This window comes from Ruegeria sp. CK3, assembly GCF_056536565.1.
This window is the reverse complement of the sequence record NZ_JBQFPV010000012.1, coordinates 102,586-125,126: the sequence shown is the minus strand read 5'-3', so window position 1 is coordinate 125,126 and position 22,541 is coordinate 102,586. Positions and strand designations below refer to the sequence as shown.

Sequence of the window (22,541 nt, the reverse complement as noted above, 5' to 3'; positions counted from 1 at the left end):
CAACGATCAGGAGAGCCCGGTGAAAGACCCCGTCGTCATTGCCCCCAATCTCAAACGCAGGCTTTCGGGCGTGACGGCAACGATTGCGCGGCTGGTCCCCTTGCAGGCGCAACAGATCGACATCGCCGCTACCGGGCCGGGGCTGCCCGCTGACATCCCGCATATCCCACTGGGCCGCCTACCATTCCTGTCCCGTCGAACGCTGCGGGTCTGGCACGCGCGCCGCAATACCGAGATGCTTCTTGGCCTGATCTTGCGCAATGTGTTCCGGTTGAAGCTGAAACTGCTGTTCACCAGCGCCTCACAACGGGCGCATACGGGCTATACCAAATGGCTGATCGACAAGATGGACGCGATTGTCGCGACCTCGCGCAAGACCGCGGGCTATCTGGAACGGGACGCGCAGGTGATCATGCATGGCATCAACCTGGACGACTTTACCCCGCCTGAGGACAAAGCCGCCCTTCGCGCACGGCTGGGCCTGCCGGACGGCCTGCTGCTAGGCTGCTACGGACGCATCCGCCATCAGAAAGGTACGGACGCTTTCGTCGACGCCATGATTGATCTGTGCGCCCGGTCCGAGGGCGTCTCGGGCATCGTCATGGGTCGCGCGACGGATAAACACACGGGTTTTCTGGCCGAGCAGAAAGACAAGGTCGCCAAGGCGGGCCTGTCGGACCGTATCCTCTTTATGCCCGAGGTGACGGTCGATCAGATTGCCGAATGGTATCAGGTACTGGACCTGTTCATCGCCCCCCAACGGTGGGAGGGCTTCGGCCTCACCCCGCTTGAGGCGATGGCCTGCGGCGTGCCCGTTGTTGCAACCGATGTCGGCGCGTTTTCTGAGATCGTGACCGACCCGTCTCTGGGCCGGGTGGTGGACCCGGGTGACATCCCGGCACTGGCCAATGCGGCGGCAGAAATGCTGGAAAACCGTGATTCCCTATCCCAGGCCGGACAGGCCGCCCGCGCCCATGTTGAGCAGAATTTCGATATCCAAGGTGAAGCACAGACCCTCGTGGCCCTCTACAAGCGCCTGCTGAGCGAGTGAAGCGCCTCAAATCGGCGTCATTCGTCGAAATACGGCGCAAAAGCCCTTTTGTCCCGACGGCAACGCGGCTATGAACGCGCGTCCTTAACTTTGGAGACATGAAATGGGCTATCGCGTCGTCGTCGTCGGCGCCACAGGTAATGTGGGCCGCGAAATGCTGAACATCCTGGCGGAACGCCAGTTCCCCGTGGACGAAATTGCCGTGCTGGCAAGCCGTCGTTCGCTGGGTACTGAGGTGACATTTGGCGACAAGACACTCACGACCAAAGACCTGGATACCTTTGATTTCACCGGCTGGGATATGGCCCTGTTCGCTGTAGGCTCTGCCGCGACCAAGGACTATGCGCCAAAGGCCGCTGCGGCGGGCTGCGTGGTGATCGACAACTCGTCGCTCTATCGCTACGACCCCGAGATCCCTCTGATCGTGCCGGAATGCAACCCGCAAGCGATCCACGACTACAAAAACAAGAACATTATCGCCAACCCCAACTGCTCGACCGCGCAGATGGTCGTCGCGCTGAAGCCGCTGCATGACCGCGCCAAGATCAAACGCGTTGTCGTGTCAACCTATCAGTCGGTGTCCGGTGCAGGCAAAGAGGGCATGGACGAGCTGTGGGAGCAGACCAAGGCCGTCTACAACCCGATCAACGAGGTTGAGCCAAAGAAGTTCCAGAAGCAGATCGCCTTCAACGTCATCCCTCAGATCGACGTCTTCATGGAAGACGGCTCGACCAAGGAAGAGTGGAAGATGGTTGTCGAGACCAAGAAGATCGTCGATCCGTCGATCAAGGTCACGGCCACCTGCGTTCGCGTGCCTGTATTCGTTGGCCACTCTGAGGCCGTGAACATCGAGTTCGAGGAATTCCTCGATGAAGATGAGGCTCGCGATATCCTGCGCGAAGCACCGGGCATCATGGTGATCGACAAGCGTGAGGCCGGCGGCTACGTCTCGCCCACCGAATGCGTTGGCGATTTCGCGACCTTCATCAGCCGTATCCGTCAGGACTCGACCGTTGAGAACGGTATCAACCTGTGGTGCGTCTCGGACAACCTGCGCAAAGGTGCCGCCCTGAACGCAGTCCAGATTGCCGAGCTTCTGGGCCGTGAGGTTCTGAAAAAGGGCTGATCCCTGACATGATATTCTTCGCAAGGGGCCGTTTCATCAGAAGCGGCCCTTTTTCTTTGCGTGCACTCCGACATGATCCCGTTCAAGACAAAGGACAGACACAGCAATCCGTGCTAAGTTGCGCCCATAGCCTTAAGAAAACCATCCAAAGGGTTTCACGATGCGCATTTTCTCTGTTCCTTTCATTATACTCGCCGCTCTTTCTCCGCTGTCCGCGAAATCACAGGAGATCGCCGATACGATCTATTCCGGCGGTCCCATTCTGACGATCAATGATGACCAACCCTCGGCCGAGGCCGTGGCGGTCCGAGATGGCCGCATTCTGGCGGTTGGATCGCTTGCGGATATGGCCGCGCATCAAGGCGACGGGACCGTAGCGTTCGATCTTGCAGGGCGCGCAATGTTGCCTGGATTTGTCGACAGCCACGGGCACGTTGTGATGGGCGGGCTGCAAGCCTTGTCGGCCAACATGCTGGCACCTCCGGACGGAGAGGTGACAGACATCGCCAGCCTGCAGGCCACTCTGACAGCATGGGCCGAGGCAAATGCCGAAGCCGTGGAAAACGCGAACATGATCATTGGCTTTGGGTATGACAATGCGCAACTGGCCGAATTGCGGCATCCCACGCGCCAGGATCTGGACGCGGTTTCCACAACCATACCCGTCGTGATCATCCACCAATCCGGACATTTGGGCGTGGGCAACTCAAAGGCACTGGAACTGGCGGGCATCACCGCCGAATCCGAAGCGCCGCCAGGCGGCGTTATCCAGCGGGATGAAAACGGAGAACCCAACGGCGTACTAGAAGAATACGCGTTTTTCGCCTTGTTAGTGCCTCTTCTTGGTGATCTGGGCGAAGACGGTCTGGCTGAATTTGCCCGTGCCGGCAGCGCGCTTTGGGCGCGGTTCGGATACACCACCGGGCAAGAGGGCCGATCATCCGGTGAGATCGTCGAGGTGCTGAAAAAGGTTGGAGCCGATGGCGAACTGCCCATTGACGTGGTTGCCTTTCCCGACGTTCTAGAGGCGCAGGACTACATTGGCAGCAATGTCTCAGAGGATTACACGAATAGGGTCCGCGTGGGCGGCTGCAAGCTGACCATTGATGGTTCACCCCAGGGGTTCACGGCGCTGCGCGACCGTCCATATTTCGACCCGGTCGGCTCTTACCCCGCAGGCTATGCGGGCTATTCTGCGATCACGATGGAGCAGCTTCAGAGCGCGGTGAACTGGTGCTATGAGAACGGCATTCAGATCCTGGTGCATTCGAATGGCGAAGGCGCATCGGATATGCTGATCGCCGCTCTGGAAGAAGCCCAAATGAAGTATGGCGACCCCGGAAATCGCCCGGTTCTGATCCATGGCCAGTTTCTGCGCGAGGATCAGGTCGTCAGTTTCAAGCGCTTGGGTGTATTCCCGTCGGTCTTTCCTATGCACACATTCTATTGGGGAGACTGGCATCGCGACCATACCGTCGGCCCGATCAACGGCGAGAATATCTCGCCGACCGGATGGATACGAGAGCGTGAAATGATGTTCGGAACCCATCACGACGCGCCGGTCGCCTTGCCCGACAGCATGCGTGTTCTAGCCGCGACAGTGACGCGACGCACCCGATCGGGCGACATTCTGGGCCCTCATCAACGTGTCGATGTCATGACCGCGCTCAAGGCCATGACAATTTGGCCCGCATGGCAGCATTTCGAAGAGGATCAGAAGGGCTCGATCGAGGTTGGGAAGGTAGCTGACTTCGTAATCCTTTCGGACGATCCGACGGCGGTGGACCCCGAAACCCTGGCCGAGCTACAGGTTCTGGTGACCGTGAAGAACAATACAGTTGTCTACGAAGCTAAAGAAGGCATCCGAGAAGGAAAGCTGGACGTCTCACCCTTTTCTAACGATCCGGTTGTTGCACATACCTTCCTGCACGCGATTTATCAGGGGATGAAAGTCGAACAGCCTTGGCTGGCGACGGAACCAATACGCAATTAAAGGGCGTTTCCGAGGGCAGGGCTATCCCTGCCCTTCCACCAAAACCTTGAGGTTCATCAGACCGCGCTCATATTCCGGGCCAAGCCAGCGGTCCATCATTACCCCCATCCAACGAGACATCGGGTTCATGCCCAACTCAGACTCGAAGCCTCATGTCACCCGCGTCTGATCTTCATCGGGCTGCAGCAGGAATGCGGCTGTGGCGGTCCCCATCGGGCCGAAATCAAGCGCGGTCTGGACGCTTTGGTTTTCGACGCTCGCCACAATCTCTGGCGATCCGGTGCCGACCTGTGGGTCGTCAGAGCTCCAGTTCAAAATATTCCCAACCCCCGACTCTGGCCCGGAATAGATCAGCTTGGCCTCGGGGTCCCGGTGCAACCAGGGTGACCAATGCTCGGTTTGCTGCATCGAGTTCACATAGGGAAAAATCACCTCAGGCGCGGCGTTGATGGTGATACTGCGGGATACATCAGCTTTTGAGGGCAGCAGGTACGCAATGCCGACCAGTGCCAGTACAACAACGATCAGGCCAAGAAAAACGCGCTTATTCAATTTCATAATATGCTCCAAAGGGTAATTCCTTTGTCCGGAGCATATCATAGAAAACTGGACGGAACCGCCGCTTACCGCGATGCTAGGGCGTTAGACCGGAACGAACTTTTTCTGATAGGGATCGAAACACTCCAACCCGCCCGCGCCGATATCTGTCCAAAGCCCGTGCAGGCTGAGCGTGTCGTTCTTGACAGCGTCTGACACAAACGGGAAGGTCATCAGGTTTTCCAGCGACGCAACGACGGCCTGACGTTCAAACTGGCGGGCCTGCTCGACACCATCTTCGATATCCGCAACCTGTTCATACTTGGGCTTGAGGATATCCATCCAACGGCCAACAAAGCTTTCTTTTGCTTCTAGCTGCGGGGCTTCACCCTTGCACATGTCGATACAGCCCTGCACCCCACCGCATTGCGAATGACCAAGCACGATCAGATGCGCCACTTTCAACGCGGTCACAGCATATTCGATGGCTGCGCTGGTCCCGTGGTGATCCCCATCCGGGGCGTAAGGGGGCACGAGGTTGGCAATGTTGCGGTGAATGAAGAACTCACCCTGATCGGCACCGAAGATCGCGGTTACATGAACCCGGCTGTCGCAACAGCAAATCACCATCGCGCGGGGGCGCTGCCCCTCATCTGCCAAACGTCGATACCAGACCTGATTTTCGGAATAGGTCGTCGCTTTCCAGCCGTGATACCGTTTCACCAGATAGGTCGGCAAAGGTTTGGCTAAATCCATTTCGGCATTCCCGTCTTTCGTTGCGTAGGCTGCTGTAAACCGAATTCAAGAAAAATTCGAGCCATTATCCAAATTCATCGCAAGGTTTTGCAAAGGAATTGACAGCAAGGATCAATGCCACGCCGTGGGGGCGACGAAACTAGGGTGAATGTGGTGGAAAACATACTCAGGCTTGAACACAAGGAAACCGTGCGACTGGATCCGGATCGCCTCAGCGGGCTGTACCGGCAATTGGGCGACAAGAACGCGTTGGACGTGCTGTGCCGCACGGTCGAAGAACTGGCCGTGCGCCTGTCAAACTGCGAACGGCACTGGCGGCAGCGCGATTGGGAGGCCTTGCGCAAATGCGCCAAATCGCTGGTGGCAATCGCCGATCAGATCGGAATGACGGCGCTGGCGCGGGTTGCGAACGATGTCACCGACACCGTGGATGCGGGCGATGCCGTTGCAGCAGGTGCAACGCTAGGGCGGTTAATCCGGGTTGGAGAGCGCTCTCTGACCGCGATCTGGGATCAGCAGGACCTTTCGGTGTGACGGGGGTTGCGGGCAGACCGCAGGCGGATAGTCTGGTCGCAAATTCACTCAGCCCGAGACACCTATGACCCTCAGCTTTGCTCAACCCTCTGACACCTCTGTGCCCCTGCATGTGGTGGCGCAACCTGATCTGGACGATTGGCTGGCCGGTCAGTCCGATAACATCCGAAATTGGGTTGCAGCGAACGGGTTCAAGGGCGCGCTAGGTCAAGTCTTGACGGTGCCAAGCACGGACGGCGGTGCGGGGTTTGCGCTGGCCGGATACGGGACCGAGGGCAAGCGCGCCCGCAAGCGGTTCCCTCTGGCCGCTGCAGCGGATGCACTGCCCGAAGGCAGCTATCACATCGCGACCGGCGTCCCGACGGAGCATCTGGAGATGGAGTGTCTGGGCTGGTTGCTGACCGGCTACGCCTTTGATCGTTATGCGCCTCAATCCGCCGCCACGGCGCGTCTGGTAGCTCCCGAAGGCGTTGATGCCGCGCGGTTGGAGGTACTGGCATATGCCGAAGCACTGACCCGCGATCTGGTCAACACGCCAGCCTCTGATATGGGACCTGATCAACTTCAAGCCGCAGTCGAGGCGCTGGCGGACGAATTCGGAGCCACGTGCAAAACGATAACCGGCGACGCGCTGCTGGAACAGAATTTCCCGTTGATCCATACGGTTGGGCGCGCCGCAGATCAGGCCCCGCGACTGATCGAGATGAATTGGGGCGCGGCCGGACCGACGCTGACGCTTGTCGGCAAGGGTGTGTGTTTCGATACCGGCGGGCTGAACCTGAAACCGGGCGCGTCGATGGGTCTGATGAAAAAGGACATGGGGGGTGCCGCCAGTGTTCTGGGCCTTGCCCGGATGATCATGGCGCTGAACCTGCCGCTGCAACTGCGAGTGCTGATTCCGGCGGTCGAGAATGCGGTCGCAGGCAACGCCTTCCGGCCAGGGGATATCCTGACCTCTCGCAAGGGCCTGACCGTCGAGATCAACAACACTGATGCCGAGGGACGGCTGGTTTTGGCCGACGCGCTGGCGCTGGCGGACGAGGGGAAACCGGACCTTGTGATCTCGATGGCAACTCTGACAGGCGCTGCGCGCGTGGCCGTGGGGCCTGATCTGGCGCCGTTCTATACAGATGACGACCGCGCCGCCGAGGCGCTGAGCAAAGCTGCCGACCAAGCCGCCGATCCGGTCTGGCGCATGCCGTTTCACACACCCTATGAGACGATGATTGAACCCGGTATCGCCGATCTGGACAACGCGCCCTCGGGCGGTTTCGCAGGCTCCATCACCGCAGCCCTGTTCCTGCGCCGTTTTGTCGAGGACAGCAGCTACATGCATTTCGACATCTATTCCTGGCAGCCCAGCAAACAACCGGGTCGCAGTAAGGGAGGGCTGGGGCAAGGCCCACGCGCCCTACTGACCGCACTGCCCGAGATTTTGGGCCTATGACCGATCACAGGCTTCTACCCTTCAACGGTCGGGTCGCGCATTCTTCGCTGAAAGGTCAGGTCGAGGCCGAGGTTTTTACAGACGGCGAACCCTTTCGAATTCAAAGGTTTGTGCAGGACATTCTGGACGAACCCAATGGCACTCGTCAGTGCCAAATGGTGTCCGGAGAGGTCTTCGTCATTCTCGACAAGACGGACGATTCTCTGTTCGGATACCGCGAGAAAGACGGCTATGTCGGATGGATCAGGCCCGGAATTCAAAAGCGCCCGATTGAGCCGACCCATCGGATTCGCGTACCCAGAGCGGTCTCGTTGGAACACCCTGATGTGACCAAAAACGCGAATGAGAGGATTCTACCTTTCGGAACACTCGTTGAATACTGGCCGCGCCGTGACCCGGACCGAGAAAACACCATTCGATCAACCGGCTGGGTTTGCGTGAAGGAGGAGGGTTACGTCCCGACGGCTCGGTATATTCGCGAAACGCAGCTGGCCGAATTGGACTGGATGGCGTCAGATCCTGTGACCGTCGCAGAACAGTTTCTTACGACCCCGTACCTTTATGGCGGTGACACGGGGCTTGGGATTGATTGTTCTGGCCTGGTTCAGATTGCGTATCAGTCCTGCGGAATGGCCTGCCCGCGCGATAGTGACATGCAATCCAGGTTTTTCAAGCCGATCTTAAAACCTGACCTGCGTCGAGGCGATCTGGTGTTTTGGAAAGGTCATGTGGGCATGATGCTGGATCAAGATACGCTTTTGCATTCAAACGCATATCACATGGCCGTCGCGAAAGAGCCTCTGGAGGAGGCCATCGCGCGTATCGGTCAAAAGGAATTCGGCGCCGTAACTGGCTACGGGCGGCATCCGGAGCTTTAGGCTCTAATCCGGTGAAACTGAGCGGATCAGCTTGCGCTCCAATACCCGCAAGACCGTGCGCAGGTCATGGCCGCGTTTCAGGATCCGTCCGTCCATCCCCACAACGGAATACATCCCCTGCTTTTGGCGCAGACGGGGGTGCTTCTCGATCCTGTAGATGGGATGCTCGGCGGTGCGCCGGAAGATCGAAAAAATCGCCATGTCGCCCAGGTTGGAAATTCCGTAGTCGCGCCATTCTCCGGCGGCGACCATCTTACCATAGACGGACAGGATATGGGACATCTCGCGCCGGTCGAACGCGACGGGCATCTGGGCCGAGTTTGTAGGGAACCGGCTGGGAGGCTGCATGTTCATATCCCAAGCCTTGCCGGAAAACGCGGCTGAATCAAGCCCGATGCGCAAGCGGGCCATAATTCGTCAACCTGTGTTACCGCCGCCCGACCTGTCGGCAGATCAGGATCACAGGCAGCAATCCAACGGTCAGAATGACCAATGATGGCACCGCCGCCCCCTCGAGCCGCTCGTCCGAGGCCAGCCTGTAGGCCTGTACTGCCAGCGTGTCAAAGTTGAAGGGGCGCATGATCAGCGTTGCGGGCAGTTCCTTCATCACGTCGACAAAGACGATCAATAAGGCCGTGAGCAACGAGGGCGTCAGGATCGGCAGATGCACCCGCCTGAGCGTGCCCAGAGGCGTTTGCCCCAAGGACCTGGCCGCAGCGTCCATATTGGCATGAACCGTACTCTGCCCGCCTTCATAAGCACTTAGGGCCGCCGCAAGGAACCGCACCATATAGGCGGCCACCAACAGCCAGATGGACCCGGTCACCAGCAATCCCGTCGATACATCAAATGTCGCGCGCATCCACGCGTCCAACGCATTGTCAAAGCTGGCAAAAGGCACCAGCAGACCAACCGCGATCACCCCGCCCGGCACCGCATAGCCCAGCCTCGCGATATAGCCCGCGATGGTCGAGGGCCGCCCCGGTCTCAAGCGCTGAAAGAACCCAACGCTGACGGCCGCAATAACGGTGATGACAGCAGCCGTCCCGGCGAGGATCAGCGAATTCTGAATGAAGCCAAGGTAGCGGGGCGACAGTAGGCTCTGCTCGGACTTCAACCCCATCTCAAACAGAACAACCACCGGCAAAAGGAACCCGAAAAACACCGGAATGGCGCAGAGGGCAAAGGCCCCGATCGCGCGCCATCCAGTCAGTTGCGCCGCGGGCAGAGCCGCATGTTGCTTGCCCGCCTGATAATACCTGGCCTTGCCGCGCCGCGTGCGTTCAGCCACAGCCAATACAAGCGCGAAGGTCAACAAGCACAAGGCCAGTTGCGCAGCCCCGGCGCGATCACCCAGCGAAAACCAACTGGTATAAATGCCCGTGGCGAAGGTCTGGACGCCAAAATACGAGACGGTTCCGAAATCGGCGATAGTCTCCATGATCGCCAGAAGAACGCCTCCGGCAATGGCAGGACGCGCCATCGGCAGCGAGACCCGCCGAAAGGCCAGCCAGGGGCTGTTTCCCAACGCCCGCGCCGCCAGAAACGCGGTAGCGCTTTGCTGCAGGAACGCTGCCCGCGCCAACAGGTAGACATAGGGGTAAAGCACCAGCGTCAGCATCAACGCTGCCCCTTCGGTCGAGCGGATTTCGGGGAACCAGTAGTCGCGCGGCCCCCAACCCGTCACATCGCGCAGTGTGGCCTGCACGATACCGGGATGATCCAGAATGAACGTGTAGGCATAAGCCAGAACGTAGGCCGGGAAGGCCAATGGCAGGACCAGAGCGATTTCCAAAAGGCGCACGCCGGGGAACCGCGTCATCGTCACCAGCCACGCGGCTCCGGTCCCGATGCTGAACGTGCCCACGGCCACCAGAACCACCAATATGGCGGTGGTCATCGTGTAGCGGGGCAGCACGGTTTCAGCGAGGTGCGAGATGGTTTCCGTTCCACCGGTCAGCGCCGCCAGAACCACCGCGACCATCGGCAACAAACAGGCCGCCGCTACGATATAGGCAATACCCGCCAACAGCCGCGTGCCACGCACGCCGCGGTTTCGTGATCCATTTTCAGAATATTCGATCTGGGCCATTGTCCGGGCTTGTAAGTGGCGAGGGCGTCCTCTTTCTCGACTAAAACACTAGGAAACGCCAGTGCCCAGAGCAATAAATCTAGCAACAAATCTGCGGCATCAAACGCCGCAGATATCAGTCATAGACGCGCTGATCCTCGATCACCAGGCCATCCTTGGGCAAGGACCCGGGGGCCACAACCTCGATTGCGCCTTTCAGCTTCAGCACTTCGGCCACGGATTTCGCATAGGCCATGTCATCGCCACCCGCGCTTTCGATCTGGACGGTCATCGTGTCCATCTCACCCTGACGGGCCGCGATCACACGGGCCTTTACAATTTCGGCATGTTTGTCGACCAGCGCTGCCACCTGCTCGGGCCGGACGAACATGCCCTTGATCTTGGTGGTCTGATCGGCACGCCCCATCCATCCCATGATCCGAGCATTCGTACGACCACAAGGCGACTGACCCGGCATGATGGCCGACAGGTCGCCGGTCGCAAACCGGATCAGCGGGTAATCTGGGTTGAGAGAGGTCACCACGACCTCACCAACCTCACCGGGCGCAACCGGAGTGCCGGTGCCGGGAGTGACAATTTCGACGATGACATGTTCGTCCAGAATCATCCCCTCCATCGCGGCGCTTTCATAGGCGATATTGCCCAGATCGGCCGTGGCATAGCATTGCAAACAGGCAATGCCGCGATCCGCATATTCCTGCCGCAACGAAGGGAACAACGCCCCCCCACCCACAGCGGCCTTTGAGAAACTCAGCGCGACGCCCATGGCATCGGCCTTGTCCAGAATGACCTTCAGATAGTCGGGCGTACCCGCATAGGCCGTGCATCCAACGTCGCGGGCGGCGGTCACCTGTAGCTCGGTCTGGCCGGTCCCGGCGGGTAGAACAGCCGCGCCAACCGCGCGTGCGCCGTTTTCAAAGATCATGCCCGCAGGCGTCAGATGATAGCCGAAGCAGTTCTGAACAATGTCGCCCGCACCGACACCGGCAGCGTTCAGGAACCGGCCCATGCGCCACCAATCGTGGTCGGTGCGGCCCGGCTCATAGATCGGACCGGGGGATTGGAACACATGGTGAAAGTGCCGCGCCGGTTTGACTGTAAAGCCGCCGAAGGGCGGGCGCTCTCCTTGCGCGCGGGTCAGGTCCGACTTGCGAAGCACCGGTAGCATGGGCAGGTCTTCGGCCGTTTTCACCGTATTAGTGTCTGTTTCAGCGAAATGCGCCATGAACCCCGGCGCAGACCGCGCCCGCTCCAGTTGCGCCTGCAGCGCCACCGCCTGATCCGAGGCGCGCTGATCCGCCGAGCGCGTTTCAAGTGCGTCGAAATAGGTCATCGCCATATCCTCCATCAGATCACAACCACCGCTTGCGGCGGCGGTACGAGCGCACATCGCGAAAGCTTTTGCGGCCTTCGTCCGACATGCCGAGGTAGAATTCCTTCACATCCGGGTTCTCACGCAGCTCGGCAGCGGGGCCGTCCATCACCACGCGACCGGATTCCAGAATGTACCCGTAGTGCGCAAATCTGAGCGCCACGTTGGTGTTCTGCTCGGCCAACAGGAACGAGACACCCTCTTTCTCGTTCAGATCTCTTACAATGCCGAAAATCTCTTCGACCAGCTGCGGGGCGAGCCCCATCGAGGGTTCATCCAGCAGGATCGTCTCCGGCCTTGACATCAGCGCGCGGCCCATCGCGACCATCTGCTGTTCCCCGCCCGAGGTATAGCCAGCCTGACTTTTGCGGCGTTCTTTCAAGCGCGGGAAGTAGTTGTAGACCAGCTCCAGATCGCTCTGGATCGCGGCATTACCGTCCTTGCGGGTATAGGCCCCGGTCAGCAGGTTTTCCTCGACCGTGAGGTGCTCGAAACAGTGACGCCCCTCCATCACCTGAATGACGCCTTTTTCCACCAGATCCGCCGGGTCGCTTTCATGCACGCTTTGGCCGCGATACTTGATCGAGCCCTTGGTGACCTCACCCCGTTCGGAATGCAGCAGGTTCGACACCGCCTTAAGCGTCGTGGTCTTGCCCGCACCATTCCCCCCAAGCAGCGCCGTGATGCCGCCTTTGGGAACCGTCAGGCTGACGCCCTTCAGCACGAGGATCACGTGATTGTAGATCACCTCGATATTGTTGACCTCAAGCAGGGTTTCCGCCTGCACATCCGTGGTTTGGGCCGCATCCAGCATCAGCGCCTATCCTCGTTCGCGTGTTCGGGTCAGGGCGGCAGTAAACCGCCGCCCCGCTTGGTTCAGAGCGCTTTAGTTGCAGCGCGTTTCGATATTGTTTTCAGCCGCATAAGCCGCCGAGTCTTCTGCGATTAGAGCATTGATGACTTCGGCATCTGTCGGTTTGAAGTCCTGAACCGGGTTCCAGGTTCCGGCTGCTGCATCCCACTGGACCACACCCACAAGACCGGGGCCGCCATGGTTTTCACATGAAACCGAGAATTCCGGTCCGAAACCGACCATGCCCAGACCTTCCATCTTGGCATTGGTGATTTCCAACGCTTCCATGCCATCGCGCATCATTGACGCGTCGATCTCGGCAGTGCCGTGCATTTCCTGCGCAGTCTTTACCGCTTCAGCCGCCAACATCGCAGCATAGAGTCCGCGGTTGTACTGAACCGTGCCCAGCTGATCCCCTGCGCCTGCGGCTTTACCGGCATCGACAACGTATTTCTGCAGATCGTCATAGACCGGATAGTCCATACCTAGGCCCGTGAAGGTCAGCGCCTTGTAGCCGGTGGCCTTTTCACCTGCAGGCTCGACATCGAATTCAGCACCTGACCACCAGACGCCAATGAAGTTCTCCATCGGGAAGCGAATGTTGGCCGCTTCCTGAACCGCAACCTGGTTCATGACGCCCCAGCCCCACATGATCACAAAATCGGGCTTTTCGCGGCGGATTTGCAGCCACTGCGACTTCTGCTCCTGACCTGGGTGGTCGACGGGCAGCAGAGACAGCTCATAGCCGTGCTTTTCGGCCAGCGTTTCCAGAGTGCGGATCGGCTCTTTGCCGTAGGCAGAGTTGTGGTACACCAGCGCGATTTTCTTGCCGCTCAAGTCTCCGCCGTTTTCATCCAGCAGATAGTTGATCGCGCCCGAAGCTCCGTTCCAGTAGTTGGCCGGATAGTTGAAAACGTGGCTGAACACCTCGCCATTCGCAGCCGAGGTCCGGCCATATCCCATCGTGTGCAGAGGAATGCCATCTGCCGTCACTTTCGGGATCAGCTGATAGGTAATTCCGGTGGACAGCGGTTGATAGACCAGAGCACCTTCGCCCTTGGTCGATTCATAGCATTCCACACCTTTTTCAGTGTTATAGCCGGTTTCGCATTCGATAACCTTGGCTGGAACACCCCCGATGCCGCCATCGCGTTCATTCAGCAGGGTGAAATAGTCGGCGTAACCGTCAGCAAACGGAATACCGCCAGCCGCGTAGGGACCCGTCCGGTAGCTGAGCGACGGGAACACAAGGTCGGCCATGACCGGACCTGCGGCCATCACGGCGCCCAGCGCCAGGGTTGCCAGTTTCTTGTTCATCGGGTGTCTCCTCCCTTGATTGATCCGATGGTGGTTTCGGGCGTTTGCACCCGTCTTTTTTGATTGGGCCTGTCCCTAGTGCGGGAACGGCCAGAGTCTGAGTTTCTCCTTGGCGACACGCCACAGCTGCGCCAGCCCGTGCGGTTCGAGGATCAGGAACATGATGATCAGCCCGCCTACGATCACGAGGTTCAGGTGCGCCACGATGTCCGTTGGCCAACCCAGCAGGTCTACGCCGATCAACTTCAGCACGACCGGCAACAGCACAAGGAAAGCCGCCCCTGCAAAGGAACCAAAAATAGACCCTAATCCACCGATAATGACCATGAACAGCACCAGGAATGATTTCTGGATGCCAAAGACCTCACCGACTTCTACCGCGCCCAGATAGACCGCGAAGAACAGCGCCCCTGCGATGCCTACGAAGAATGAGCTGACGGCAAAGGCGGTCAATTTGGCCTTGAGGGGGTTCACGCCGATGATCTCGGCAGCGATATCCATGTCGCGGATCGCCATCCAAGTCCGGCCCGTGGTGCCCCGCGTCAGGTTGCGCGCGAGGATGGCGCAGACGGTCAGAAAGATCAGGCAGAACAGATATGTCGCCCATGCCGGAGCATTCGGGCCGGTGATGATGATACCAAACACATCCCGTTCCGGCGCGTTGATCTGCCCGGAGGCCGAGTAGTTGTAGAACCACGGCACTCGGTTGAACAGCCACACCAGAAAGAACTGCGCCGCCAGCGTCGCCACCGCCAGATAGAACCCCTTGATCCGAAGGCTCGGCAGGCCGAACAACACGCCCACAAAGGCCGTGATGCCCCCTGCTAGGATCACGTGGATGAACATGCTGACATCCGGGAAAGCGGTCATCAGCTTGTAGCAGGCATAGGCACCCACAGCCATGAACCCACCGGTGCCCAGCGAGACCTGCCCGCAATAACCCACAAGGATGTTCAGCCCGATCGCTGCGATGGCGTAGATCAGAAAGGGCAGCAGTAGCGCGTTGGCCCAATAATCGTTGATGATGAAAGGAATGATCCCGAACGCCACCGCCAGCACGACATAGTAGCGGTACCGGTCAAACTTGATCGGGAAAGTCTGGCTGTCAGCAATGTACGAGGTTTTGAAATCCCCGGCCTCACGATAGAACATGTCTTACTTTCCCCATTCTTCCTGCGCCCGGTTCCGGGCCGCGGCGTCCAATTGGTTTGAGCCCTTGGCATATCCGCTCGCCTCAGACGCGCGGACCAGTTTCAAATAGGCCAGAACGCCCGTGATCAGACCCGCAAAAGCCAGGATTGCCGCGATAGTGAGCTGGCCTTCGGAAAGATCGTCCGAGGTGAGGGCAATATACCCAAAAGCCCAGAACCCGGCCCATGCGATCACGTTGATGATGGCGATCAGCTTGGTCATCGCTAAACCCTCTCGATGATCTTCTCGCCGAACAGGCCCTGAGGTCGGAACACGAGGAAGATCAGCGCCAGCACGTAGGCAAACCAGTTCTCAGTCGCGCCGCCCAGCGCAGGTCCCAAGGCGAATTCGAACAGCTTCTCGCCCACGCCGATGATCAGCCCGCCAACGATGGCTCCGGGGATCGAGGTGAAGCCGCCCAGCATCAATACCGGCAAAGCCTTGAGCGCGATCAGCGAAAGCGAGAACTGAACGCCCGATTTGGTGCCCCACATGATCCCTGCGACCAGAGCGACGAACCCGGCGACCGACCAGACCATGACCCAGATGAAGTTCAGCGAAATCCCAACCGACAGTGCCGCCTGATGGTCATCTGCAACAGCGCGCATTGCCCTGCCCTGTTTGGTGTACTGGCTGAATGCGACCAGAGCTGCCACCAGAAGCGCCGCAATGATCGTAGCCACGATGTCCAGATTATCGATGAAGAAGCCGTAGTCGAAGATGTTATAGGTCGTCTCATCAATCCAAAGGTTGATGCCCTGGGGCAGACCCACGTCAAGCGTCTTGATCTCAGACCCCCACATCAGGTCGGCAACGCCTTCAAGGAAGTAAGCCAGACCAATGGTGGCCATGAAAAGAATGATCGGCTCCTGCCCGACCAGATGGCGCATGACGAAGCGCTGCACCGCCCAGGCCAGCAACACCATCACCGCCATGGTCAAAAGGATCGCCAAAAGCGCAGGCACGTTCCAGCCAAAGTAGTGGATATGCGTCCCAAAAATCGCATTGATCAGATGGGCAAACGGCACTTGCCCCTTCATGATCCCCACCAGCGTCATCGCCGCAAAAAGCGCCATAACCCCTTGGGCATAATTGAAAATCCCCGAGGCCTTGTAGATCAGCACAAAGCCCAGCGCGACCAGCGCATAAAGCACCCCGGCCATCAGACCGTTGAGGATGACCTCCATCGCAAATACGAGTTGTTCAGGCATAGGTGCCTCCCCAATTTACTACCCCGATGTCAGTCATGGCTGACCCCCAGATAGGCGTCGATGACCTCTTGGTTGTTGCGCACCTCGTCGGGCGTGCCGTCGCCAATTTTCTTGCCGTAATCCATCACGACGACCCGATCGCTCAGGTCCATCACCACGCCCATGTCGTGTTCGATCAGAGCAATGGTGGTGCCAAACTCGTCATTTACGTCGAGGATGAAGCGGCTCATGTCCTCCTTCTCTTCGACGTTCATGCCCGCCATGGGTTCATCCAGCAGCAGCAGCTTCGGCTCCGCCGCCAGAGCACGCGCAAGCTCCACTCGCTTCTTCAACCCGTACGGCAGGCGTGACACAGGCGTCTTGCGGATGTGCTGGATCTCGAGGAAGTCGATGATCCTCTCAACCGCCTCACGATTCTCGGTCTCTTCCGCTTCGGCCTTCCCCTTCCACCAAGCCTGTTGAAGGATATTGGTCTTCATAAAGCTCAGGCGTCCGGTCATGACGTTGTCCAGAACGCTCATGCCTTCGAACAAGGCGATGTTCTGGAAAGTCCGCGCAATCCCCTGCTGCGCTACCTCAAACGGACGCATCGGAGGGCGCTTGGAGCCGTGGAACCAAACCTCACCCTCCTGCGGGACATAAAACCCCGAGATCACATTCAACATCGAGGACTTACCCGCACCGTTCGGCCCGATAATGGCGCGGATTTCACCCTCTCGAATATCGAACGAGATATCCTTGATCGCCACCACGCCGCCAAAACGCAGGGTGATGTTCTTCATCTCCATCACCACACCGCCGATCTTGCGGCCGTCTTCGGTGACATATCCTTCGGAATTATCCAGCATCAAGTCCCCCGCTATTGCTACTCTTGAGTTTCCCGGGCGAAACAACCGAGCCGTTCTTTAGTTCTTTGACGCAACTCTTCAGAAAACCTCCCACAGCTCGACGGCGTTTGTCTTCCGCTGACAATTGAGAATACAGCCACTGCAAATGCACAATCTGCCGATCAACGTGCCCCGTCACTGGGAGAGATCCCATCTTGGAAACACTCTCCTTCAATTCAATTACCAACCGTTTAGCTCGAGCATTCCGCTTTTCGACACCTTCTTGTAGCCGAAGCTTTTGTTTTGGGGTCAACGGGGTCTCAGATTCCGATCGTTCTCGTCCGCGCGCATTCGCTAGGCTTTCCCTGTTGCTTTTTTCGTGATCAATGCGCTTGCTCATTCCGCAGCCACCTTGTGTTGCGCCACCGGTACAACCGGCGCATCCACAATCTCCAGCGTCGCCGAGATCGACCCCTTGCGGCCGTCCTCATAGGTCACTTCGGTTGTCGTCGAAACACTCGAAGATCCGTCATAAAGCGCGGCGATAATGTCGTGGAATTTATCCTCGACAAAGCCGCGACGCACTTTGCGGGTCCGGGTCATCTCGCCATCATCGGCATCCAGTTCCTTATGCAGAACCACAAAGCGATGCACCTGACAGCCCGACAGCATCTCATCCGCAGCGACCGATTTGTTAACCTCTTCCACGTGGGCCTTAATCGTCTCTAACACACGCGGATGACCCGCCAGTTCCTGGTAGGACGCGTAAGCCACGTTGTTGCGCTCGGCCCAGTTTCCGACCGCCGTCAGGTCGATATTGATGAAGGCCACACAGCGATCCTTGCCGTTGCCGAACAGCACGACCTCAAGAATGTCAGGATAGAATTTCAGCTTGTTCTCGACATATTTCGGCGCGAACATCGACCCGTCAGCCATTTTGCCCACATCCTTGGCGCGATCGATGATACGCAAATGGCCCGAGCTTTCCTCGATGAACCCGGCGTCCCCTGTCGCAACCCAACCTTCAGCATCCTTGGTAGAGGCCGTCGAGTCCGGGTTGTTGTAATATTCAACAAACACACCGGGCGAGCGGTAGTGGATCTCGCCACTCTCGTCGATTTTCAATTCGACCGCAGGGGCTGGAACGCCGACCGTATCTGCGCGCACCTCGCCATCCGGCTGCTGGGTGATAAAGACGGTTGCTTCTGTCTGACCATAGAGCTGTTTGAGGTTGATGCCCAAAGAGCGATAGAAATCAAAGATTTCCGGCCCGATGGCCTCACCCGCCGTATAGCCAACGCGGAACCGGCCATAGCCGAGCGTATCCTTCAACGGGCCGTAAACCAGCATATTGCCCAGCGCGTATTTCAGCTTGTCGCCAAAGCCCACCGGCTTGCCGTCCAGCAACAGACCACCGACCTTCTTGGCATGTGCCATGAAATGATGGAACATATTGCGCTTCAGCTTGCCCGCATCCTCCATCCGGATCATCACATTGGTCAGCTGCGTTTCAAAAACGCGCGGCGGGGCAAAGAAATAGGTCGGCCCGATCTCGCGCAGGTCCGTCATCATTGTGTCGGCGCTTTCTGGGCAGTTCACGCAGAAGCCGCACCAATAAGCTTGACCGATCGAGAAGATGAAATCGCCCACCCAGGCCATCGGCAGGTAGGAGAGAATGTCTTCGTTCCGGGTCAGATGATCGAACTCGGCCGAGTTCTTGGCGCTTTCAATGACATTCCGATTCGACAGCACCACGCCCTTGGGCTTGCCCGTTGTCCCCGAGGTATAAAGCATCACGCAGGTATCGTCATAGGTGATCGCCGCGATACGCTTGTCCAGCTCGGTATCGAACCGCGCGTGCCCAGCGCTGCCTTCGGCCATGATGTCCTCAAGCGCGTTCATCTGAGAGTGGTCATACTTCCGCATCCCGCGCTTGTCGGTATAGAGGATGTGTTTGACCTGATGCAGGTTTTCTTGAATCTCGATGACCTTATCGACTTGCTCCTGATCGCCGCAGACGACAAATTTCGCGCCGCAATGTTCCAGCACATAGGCCATCTCTTCGGCGACCGAGTCCTGATACAGAGGCACCGGAACCGCGCCCACCATCTGAGCAGCCACCATCGACCAGTAATGCGCCGGACGGTTGCGACCGATGACAGCGATGTGGTCGCCTTTCTCAACGCCCAACTCCAGGAATCCAAGCGCGATGGCGCGGATTTCCTTGGCGGCCTCCGCCCAGGTCCAGCATTGCCAGATCCCGAATTCCTTTTCTCGATAAGCCGGGGTATCCCCGAACTCTGTCGCATTGCGATGTAGCAGCGCCGGAAGGGACTGCATCCCTTCAGCGCCCGACTGCGTCTGAGCCAATCTCTTTCTCCTCCCCACCCGACCCCACCCCGGGTCGGAAATGGCGGGTCCGGGATGGTGCCCGAACGCCAATGCCCCGATTAGGGACAGGCGGAGGATCAGCGTCAAGTTTTGCCTGATGTTTTCTCAATTCTTACGAATTGTAACAGCGAAGCGATCAGCCCGTCGGAGGCGTACAACCCATGCTGCCAAAGCTATTTTTGGTCCCGACAATCAAGTCTCGATTGAACATCACCCGGTGCATGGTTTTCAAAACTGACACGTGTCTCATTTGTAACGGAACCAAGAATCGCGTCATATTTCCGCCGATTTTGCATGAGACTTAAGACTGATACAGGAAACCTCGTTTAGGCACGACATGATGGATCTATCAGAGTTGGCGCAGATAGCCGTCTCCAAAATCTCTGGTATTACTGGCAATGCAAATCTGCGTTTTTTTTGGGTTTATGTCCTGTGCGGAATGAGCATCGCGATCATTGCACATCGCGTTAGTGGAGATGACAGAAGGTTCGTTTCCGTCTTCTTTAAGAAAGAGGTTTGGGGGTCCCGATCAGCGCTTATTGACTACGTTCTTCTCGTGGCCAATCCCGTCATCTTTGCGCTCAGCCTCGATTGGATTTCTAAAGCTCTTTGGCAGCTGACTCCTATGACTACCGATTGGATCAGAGGTTTGGGTGCGGATCTGCAGGATGCGGGTGGCTCCATTTGGGTTGCTGTCGCGCTGACCGTAACGCTGTATCTGGTCAACGACTTCATGCGTTGGTGGCTGCATTACCTTCAGCACAAAATTCCAGTGCTATGGGAGTTCCACAAGATTCACCACTCGGCAGAGCACTTGAATTTTGCGACAGCTGAACGGCATCACCCGATTGATGGGCTATTCTTTGCAGTCGGGGTCATAGGCTCGGCAGCAATCGTAAATGGTGTTTTTTTGGGCTTGTTCGGAAGTCATCTGACAGCCTACCAAATCGGTGGCGCCAACATCATTTTCTTTGGATCGAACCTTATCGGAGGGGTTCTACGTCATAGCCCGATCTGGGTTAGCTATGGACCTAAAGTCGAGAAATGGTTGATTTCACCGGCTATGCATCAGATCCACCATTCGAGCGACCCTAAACACTGGGACAAAAACATGGGTGGCGGACTAGCAATCTGGGATCGGATGGGTGGTACGCTCTACGTTCCTCAGGGCCGAGAAGAGCTTCAGTTTGGCATCGGCCCTGAGACGGAAGACTATCGGACGCTTTACGGCGTTTTCATTGAGCCATTGATCAAAGCGACCCGCATCTTTCAACGCAGTTGAAGGGTTTATGAAGTAAGTTAGCTACTCGTAGCCGCCTTCAAGCTTTTGTCTGCGTCTAAACTACAACCAATCCCGCAGTATCGGAATCAACGGTACATCCGCCGCAGGCATCGGATAGTTGCGTAGATCGCTAGCCCGCACCCATTTCAGCGCCTGACCTTCTTTCGACTGCGGTATCCCCTCCCATTTGCGGCAGGCAAACAGCGGCATGAGCAGGTGGAAATCGTCATAGCTGTGGCTCGCGAAGGTCAGCGGCGCGAGGCAGGAGGCCCAGGTGTCGATACCAAGTTCCTCGTGCAATTCGCGGATCAGGGCGGCCTCGGGGGTTTCGCCGGGTTCGATCTTGCCACCGGGGAATTCCCACAGACCAGCCATGGATTTGCCCTCGGGTCGTTGAGCCAGCAAGACGCGGCCCTCGATATCTATTAGGGCGACGGCAGATACCAGAACAGTTTTCACGAGCGATAGTCCGCGTTGATCTCGATATAGCCGTGGGTCAGGTCGCAGGTCCAAACGGTGGATTGCCCCTCGCCCAGCCCAAGATCGACTCCGATCACAAGATCTTGGCCTTTCATGTAGGCGGCCGCGTCTTCTTCACGATAGTCGGGGCTGACCCAGCCTTTTTCAGCGACCAGAATATCGCCAAAGGAAATGCTCAGCAGGTCGCGGTCGGCGGCGGCACCGGATTTGCCAATGGCCATGACGACGCGGCCCCAGTTTGGGTCCTCACCCGCAATGGCGGTTTTCACCAGAGGGGAGTTCGCAATCGCCAGCCCATGCACCTTGGCATCTGCGTCCGAGGCGGCTCCGGTCACGCGGATTTCGACGAATTTCGTCGCCCCTTCGCCATCGCGCACAACCTGTTGCGCGAGGTCCAGCATCACGGTTTCCAGCGCTTCGGCGAAGGCCGCATTGCCCGTGGCATCAACACCTGAGGCTCCGGTTGCGCACAGCAAAAGGCTGTCCGATGTCGAGGTATCGCTATCGACGGTGATGCAATTAAAAGTCCGGTCTGTCTGCGCGCCCAGCATGGATTGCAGCGCCGATTGGTCAACCACAGCGTCGGTAAAGATGTAGACAAGCATCGTCGCCATGTCTGGCGCGATCATGCCCGATCCCTTGGCAATCCCCGCAATAGAGACTGTTTTGCCGCCAATCTCGACCTGAGCCGACGCCCCTTTCGGGAAGGTATCGGTGGTCATGATGGCCCGCGCTGCGTCCTCGATCGCGTGACGGCTGAGGCCGGATTTCAGCGCCTCAAGCTGCGAGACAATGCGATCATGCGGCAGAGGCTCTCCGATCACGCCGGTGGATGAGGTGAAGACCCTCCCAACCGCAACGCCGGTTGCCTTGGCAACCGCTTGCGTCACCTCGGCGACCGAGTTTTGGCCGTAGTGGCCGGTGAAGGCGTTTGCATTTCCCGAATTCACCAAAATCGCCGCTGGTCCATCGCTGGCGCCGCCGATCTTGCCCTGACAGTCCAGCACCGGAGCGGCGCGTGTGGCCGAGCGCGTAAACACCCCGGCCACGGACGTGCCGGGATCGAGAGCCGCCAACATGACGTCGGTCCGGCCTTTGTAGCGCACCCCCGCCTCGACGGTTGCAAAACGCACTCCGTCAATCGCGGGCAGGTCGGGGAAACCGGCAGGGGCCAGTGGCGAGGTTTTGGTGATCGTGGCCACG

The 22,541-nt window shown here is 58.3% G+C and carries 22 protein-coding genes; 7 read left to right on the top strand and 15 right to left on the bottom strand.

Going from position 1 to position 22,541, the window contains the following annotated elements; translation table 11 throughout:
- Positions 1–19: 19 nt before the first annotated feature.
- The 3 genes from ACR0C3_RS18880 to ACR0C3_RS18870 all read left to right on the top strand — a co-directional run bounded on the left by ACR0C3_RS18880 (position 20) and on the right by ACR0C3_RS18870 (position 4,170).
- Positions 20–1,051: a glycosyltransferase family 4 protein gene (locus tag ACR0C3_RS18880; protein ID WP_480524153.1), complete on the top strand. Its 1,032-nt coding sequence runs from the start codon at positions 20–22 to the stop codon at positions 1,049–1,051.
- Positions 1,052–1,154: 103 nt separating this feature from the next.
- Positions 1,155–2,177 carry an aspartate-semialdehyde dehydrogenase gene (locus ACR0C3_RS18875; RefSeq protein ID WP_170380274.1) on the top strand — a complete coding sequence of 341 codons (1,023 nt, stop codon included), beginning with the start codon at positions 1,155–1,157 and terminating at the stop codon, positions 2,175–2,177.
- 160 nt (positions 2,178–2,337) lie between these two features.
- Entirely contained in the window at positions 2,338–4,170 is a 1,833-nt protein-coding gene (locus ACR0C3_RS18870) for an amidohydrolase (protein WP_480759923.1), read from the top strand.
- Between the two features lie 150 nt (positions 4,171–4,320).
- Here the strand turns inward: ACR0C3_RS18870 and ACR0C3_RS18865 are convergent, their stop codons facing one another.
- Together ACR0C3_RS18865 and ACR0C3_RS18860 are read right to left on the bottom strand one after the other, a co-directional pair.
- Positions 4,321–4,728 (bottom strand): SRPBCC family protein, encoded by a 408-nt coding sequence (locus tag ACR0C3_RS18865; RefSeq protein WP_480759922.1) that lies wholly within the window; start codon positions 4,726–4,728, stop codon positions 4,321–4,323.
- Positions 4,729–4,812: 84 nt separating this feature from the next.
- Positions 4,813–5,463, bottom strand: a complete 651-nt coding sequence (locus tag ACR0C3_RS18860; RefSeq protein ID WP_170380271.1) for a carbonic anhydrase — start codon at positions 5,461–5,463, stop codon at positions 4,813–4,815.
- A gap of 144 nt (positions 5,464–5,607) precedes the next feature.
- Here ACR0C3_RS18860 and ACR0C3_RS18855 point away from each other — a divergent pair, with 144 nt between their 5' ends.
- The 3 genes from ACR0C3_RS18855 (at position 5,608) to ACR0C3_RS18845 (ending at position 8,322) form a co-directional block, all read left to right on the top strand.
- Entirely contained in the window at positions 5,608–5,997 is a 390-nt protein-coding gene (locus ACR0C3_RS18855; protein ID WP_170661074.1) for a hypothetical protein, read from the top strand.
- A 64-nt stretch (positions 5,998–6,061) separates the two neighbouring features.
- Positions 6,062–7,444, top strand: coding sequence for a leucyl aminopeptidase family protein (locus ACR0C3_RS18850; protein WP_480759920.1), 1,383 nt, complete (start codon positions 6,062–6,064; stop codon positions 7,442–7,444).
- Positions 7,441–8,322, top strand: coding sequence for a C40 family peptidase (locus ACR0C3_RS18845; RefSeq protein WP_480759919.1), 882 nt, complete (start codon positions 7,441–7,443; stop codon positions 8,320–8,322). The genes ACR0C3_RS18850 and ACR0C3_RS18845 overlap by 4 nt, the downstream gene beginning before the upstream one ends.
- A 3-nt stretch (positions 8,323–8,325) precedes the next feature.
- Here ACR0C3_RS18845 and ACR0C3_RS18840 read toward each other — a convergent pair whose 3' ends face one another.
- From ACR0C3_RS18840 to ACR0C3_RS18790, 11 genes are all read right to left on the bottom strand, one after another.
- Positions 8,326–8,676 carry a DUF2794 domain-containing protein gene (locus tag ACR0C3_RS18840; RefSeq protein ID WP_480760012.1) on the bottom strand — a complete coding sequence of 117 codons (351 nt, stop codon included), beginning with the start codon at positions 8,674–8,676 and terminating at the stop codon, positions 8,326–8,328.
- Positions 8,677–8,749: 73 nt separating this feature from the next.
- A complete protein-coding gene (locus tag ACR0C3_RS18835; protein WP_480759917.1) occupies positions 8,750–10,414 on the bottom strand; it encodes an ABC transporter permease in 1,665 nt (554 codons plus the stop codon).
- A gap of 115 nt (positions 10,415–10,529) precedes the next feature.
- Complete coding sequence (locus ACR0C3_RS18830) at positions 10,530–11,747, bottom strand: phenylacetate--CoA ligase family protein (RefSeq protein WP_480760011.1); 1,218 nt, start codon at positions 11,745–11,747, stop codon at positions 10,530–10,532.
- A gap of 19 nt (positions 11,748–11,766) precedes the next feature.
- Positions 11,767–12,600 carry an ABC transporter ATP-binding protein gene (locus tag ACR0C3_RS18825; protein ID WP_170380267.1) on the bottom strand — a complete coding sequence of 278 codons (834 nt, stop codon included), beginning with the start codon at positions 12,598–12,600 and terminating at the stop codon, positions 11,767–11,769.
- Between the two features lie 72 nt (positions 12,601–12,672).
- Positions 12,673–13,956, bottom strand: a complete 1,284-nt coding sequence (locus tag ACR0C3_RS18820) for an ABC transporter substrate-binding protein (RefSeq protein WP_170380266.1) — start codon at positions 13,954–13,956, stop codon at positions 12,673–12,675.
- A 75-nt stretch (positions 13,957–14,031) separates the two neighbouring features.
- Positions 14,032–15,108, bottom strand: coding sequence for a branched-chain amino acid ABC transporter permease (locus ACR0C3_RS18815; RefSeq protein WP_170380265.1), 1,077 nt, complete (start codon positions 15,106–15,108; stop codon positions 14,032–14,034).
- Between the two features lie 3 nt (positions 15,109–15,111).
- On the bottom strand, positions 15,112–15,369 hold the full coding sequence (locus ACR0C3_RS18810) for a hypothetical protein (protein ID WP_480759916.1): 258 nt from the start codon (positions 15,367–15,369) through the stop codon (positions 15,112–15,114).
- Between the two features lie 2 nt (positions 15,370–15,371).
- The gene (locus ACR0C3_RS18805) at positions 15,372–16,358 is read right to left on the bottom strand and encodes a branched-chain amino acid ABC transporter permease (protein WP_170462900.1); all 987 of its coding nucleotides are present in this window, start codon (positions 16,356–16,358) and stop codon (positions 15,372–15,374) included.
- Between the two features lie 29 nt (positions 16,359–16,387).
- A complete protein-coding gene (locus ACR0C3_RS18800) occupies positions 16,388–17,206 on the bottom strand; it encodes an ABC transporter ATP-binding protein (RefSeq protein ID WP_170380262.1) in 819 nt (272 codons plus the stop codon).
- Positions 17,196–17,585: a hypothetical protein gene (locus ACR0C3_RS18795; protein WP_480759914.1), complete on the bottom strand. Its 390-nt coding sequence runs from the start codon at positions 17,583–17,585 to the stop codon at positions 17,196–17,198. Before ACR0C3_RS18795 ends, ACR0C3_RS18800 begins: the two co-directional genes overlap by 11 nt.
- Positions 17,582–19,525, bottom strand: a complete 1,944-nt coding sequence (locus ACR0C3_RS18790; protein WP_480760009.1) for an AMP-binding protein — start codon at positions 19,523–19,525, stop codon at positions 17,582–17,584. Before ACR0C3_RS18790 ends, ACR0C3_RS18795 begins: the two co-directional genes overlap by 4 nt.
- 406 nt (positions 19,526–19,931) lie before the next feature.
- On the opposite strand from ACR0C3_RS18790, the gene ACR0C3_RS18785 reads away from it, so the two are divergent.
- On the top strand, positions 19,932–20,858 hold the full coding sequence (locus tag ACR0C3_RS18785; RefSeq protein WP_480759912.1) for a sterol desaturase family protein: 927 nt from the start codon (positions 19,932–19,934) through the stop codon (positions 20,856–20,858).
- A 60-nt stretch (positions 20,859–20,918) separates the two neighbouring features.
- On the opposite strand, the gene mutT is transcribed toward ACR0C3_RS18785, so the two are convergent.
- Both mutT and argJ read right to left on the bottom strand, forming a co-directional pair.
- Positions 20,919–21,317, bottom strand: coding sequence for an 8-oxo-dGTP diphosphatase MutT (gene mutT / locus ACR0C3_RS18780; protein ID WP_170479944.1), 399 nt, complete (start codon positions 21,315–21,317; stop codon positions 20,919–20,921).
- Positions 21,314–22,540 carry a bifunctional glutamate N-acetyltransferase/amino-acid acetyltransferase ArgJ gene (gene argJ, locus ACR0C3_RS18775; RefSeq protein WP_170550677.1) on the bottom strand — a complete coding sequence of 409 codons (1,227 nt, stop codon included), beginning with the start codon at positions 22,538–22,540 and terminating at the stop codon, positions 21,314–21,316. The genes mutT and argJ overlap by 4 nt, the downstream gene beginning before the upstream one ends.
- Position 22,541: the final 1 nt, after the last annotated feature.

Coding starts and splice junctions, on each gene's coding strand:
- ACR0C3_RS18820 (WP_170380266.1), bottom strand. CDS start 13,956: ATGAACAAGAAACTGGCAACCCTGGCGCTGGGCGCCGTGATGGCCGCA.
- ACR0C3_RS18850 (WP_480759920.1), top strand. CDS start 6,062: ATGACCCTCAGCTTTGCTCAACCCTCTGACACCTCTGTGCCCCTGCAT.
- ACR0C3_RS18810 (WP_480759916.1), bottom strand. CDS start 15,369: ATGACCAAGCTGATCGCCATCATCAACGTGATCGCATGGGCCGGGTTC.
- ACR0C3_RS18835 (WP_480759917.1), bottom strand. CDS start 10,414: ATGGCCCAGATCGAATATTCTGAAAATGGATCACGAAACCGCGGCGTG.
- ACR0C3_RS18840 (WP_480760012.1), bottom strand. CDS start 8,676: ATGAACATGCAGCCTCCCAGCCGGTTCCCTACAAACTCGGCCCAGATG.
- ACR0C3_RS18815 (WP_170380265.1), bottom strand. CDS start 15,108: ATGTTCTATCGTGAGGCCGGGGATTTCAAAACCTCGTACATTGCTGAC.
- ACR0C3_RS18860 (WP_170380271.1), bottom strand. CDS start 5,463: ATGGATTTAGCCAAACCTTTGCCGACCTATCTGGTGAAACGGTATCAC.
- ACR0C3_RS18790 (WP_480760009.1), bottom strand. CDS start 19,525: ATGCAGTCCCTTCCGGCGCTGCTACATCGCAATGCGACAGAGTTCGGG.
- ACR0C3_RS18875 (WP_170380274.1), top strand. CDS start 1,155: ATGGGCTATCGCGTCGTCGTCGTCGGCGCCACAGGTAATGTGGGCCGC.
- ACR0C3_RS18870 (WP_480759923.1), top strand. CDS start 2,338: ATGCGCATTTTCTCTGTTCCTTTCATTATACTCGCCGCTCTTTCTCCG.
- ACR0C3_RS18865 (WP_480759922.1), bottom strand. CDS start 4,728: ATGAAATTGAATAAGCGCGTTTTTCTTGGCCTGATCGTTGTTGTACTG.
- ACR0C3_RS18845 (WP_480759919.1), top strand. CDS start 7,441: ATGACCGATCACAGGCTTCTACCCTTCAACGGTCGGGTCGCGCATTCT.
- ACR0C3_RS18795 (WP_480759914.1), bottom strand. CDS start 17,585: ATGAGCAAGCGCATTGATCACGAAAAAAGCAACAGGGAAAGCCTAGCG.
- ACR0C3_RS18825 (WP_170380267.1), bottom strand. CDS start 12,600: ATGCTGGATGCGGCCCAAACCACGGATGTGCAGGCGGAAACCCTGCTT.
- ACR0C3_RS18805 (WP_170462900.1), bottom strand. CDS start 16,358: ATGCCTGAACAACTCGTATTTGCGATGGAGGTCATCCTCAACGGTCTG.
- ACR0C3_RS18800 (WP_170380262.1), bottom strand. CDS start 17,206: ATGCTGGATAATTCCGAAGGATATGTCACCGAAGACGGCCGCAAGATC.
- ACR0C3_RS18830 (WP_480760011.1), bottom strand. CDS start 11,747: ATGACCTATTTCGACGCACTTGAAACGCGCTCGGCGGATCAGCGCGCC.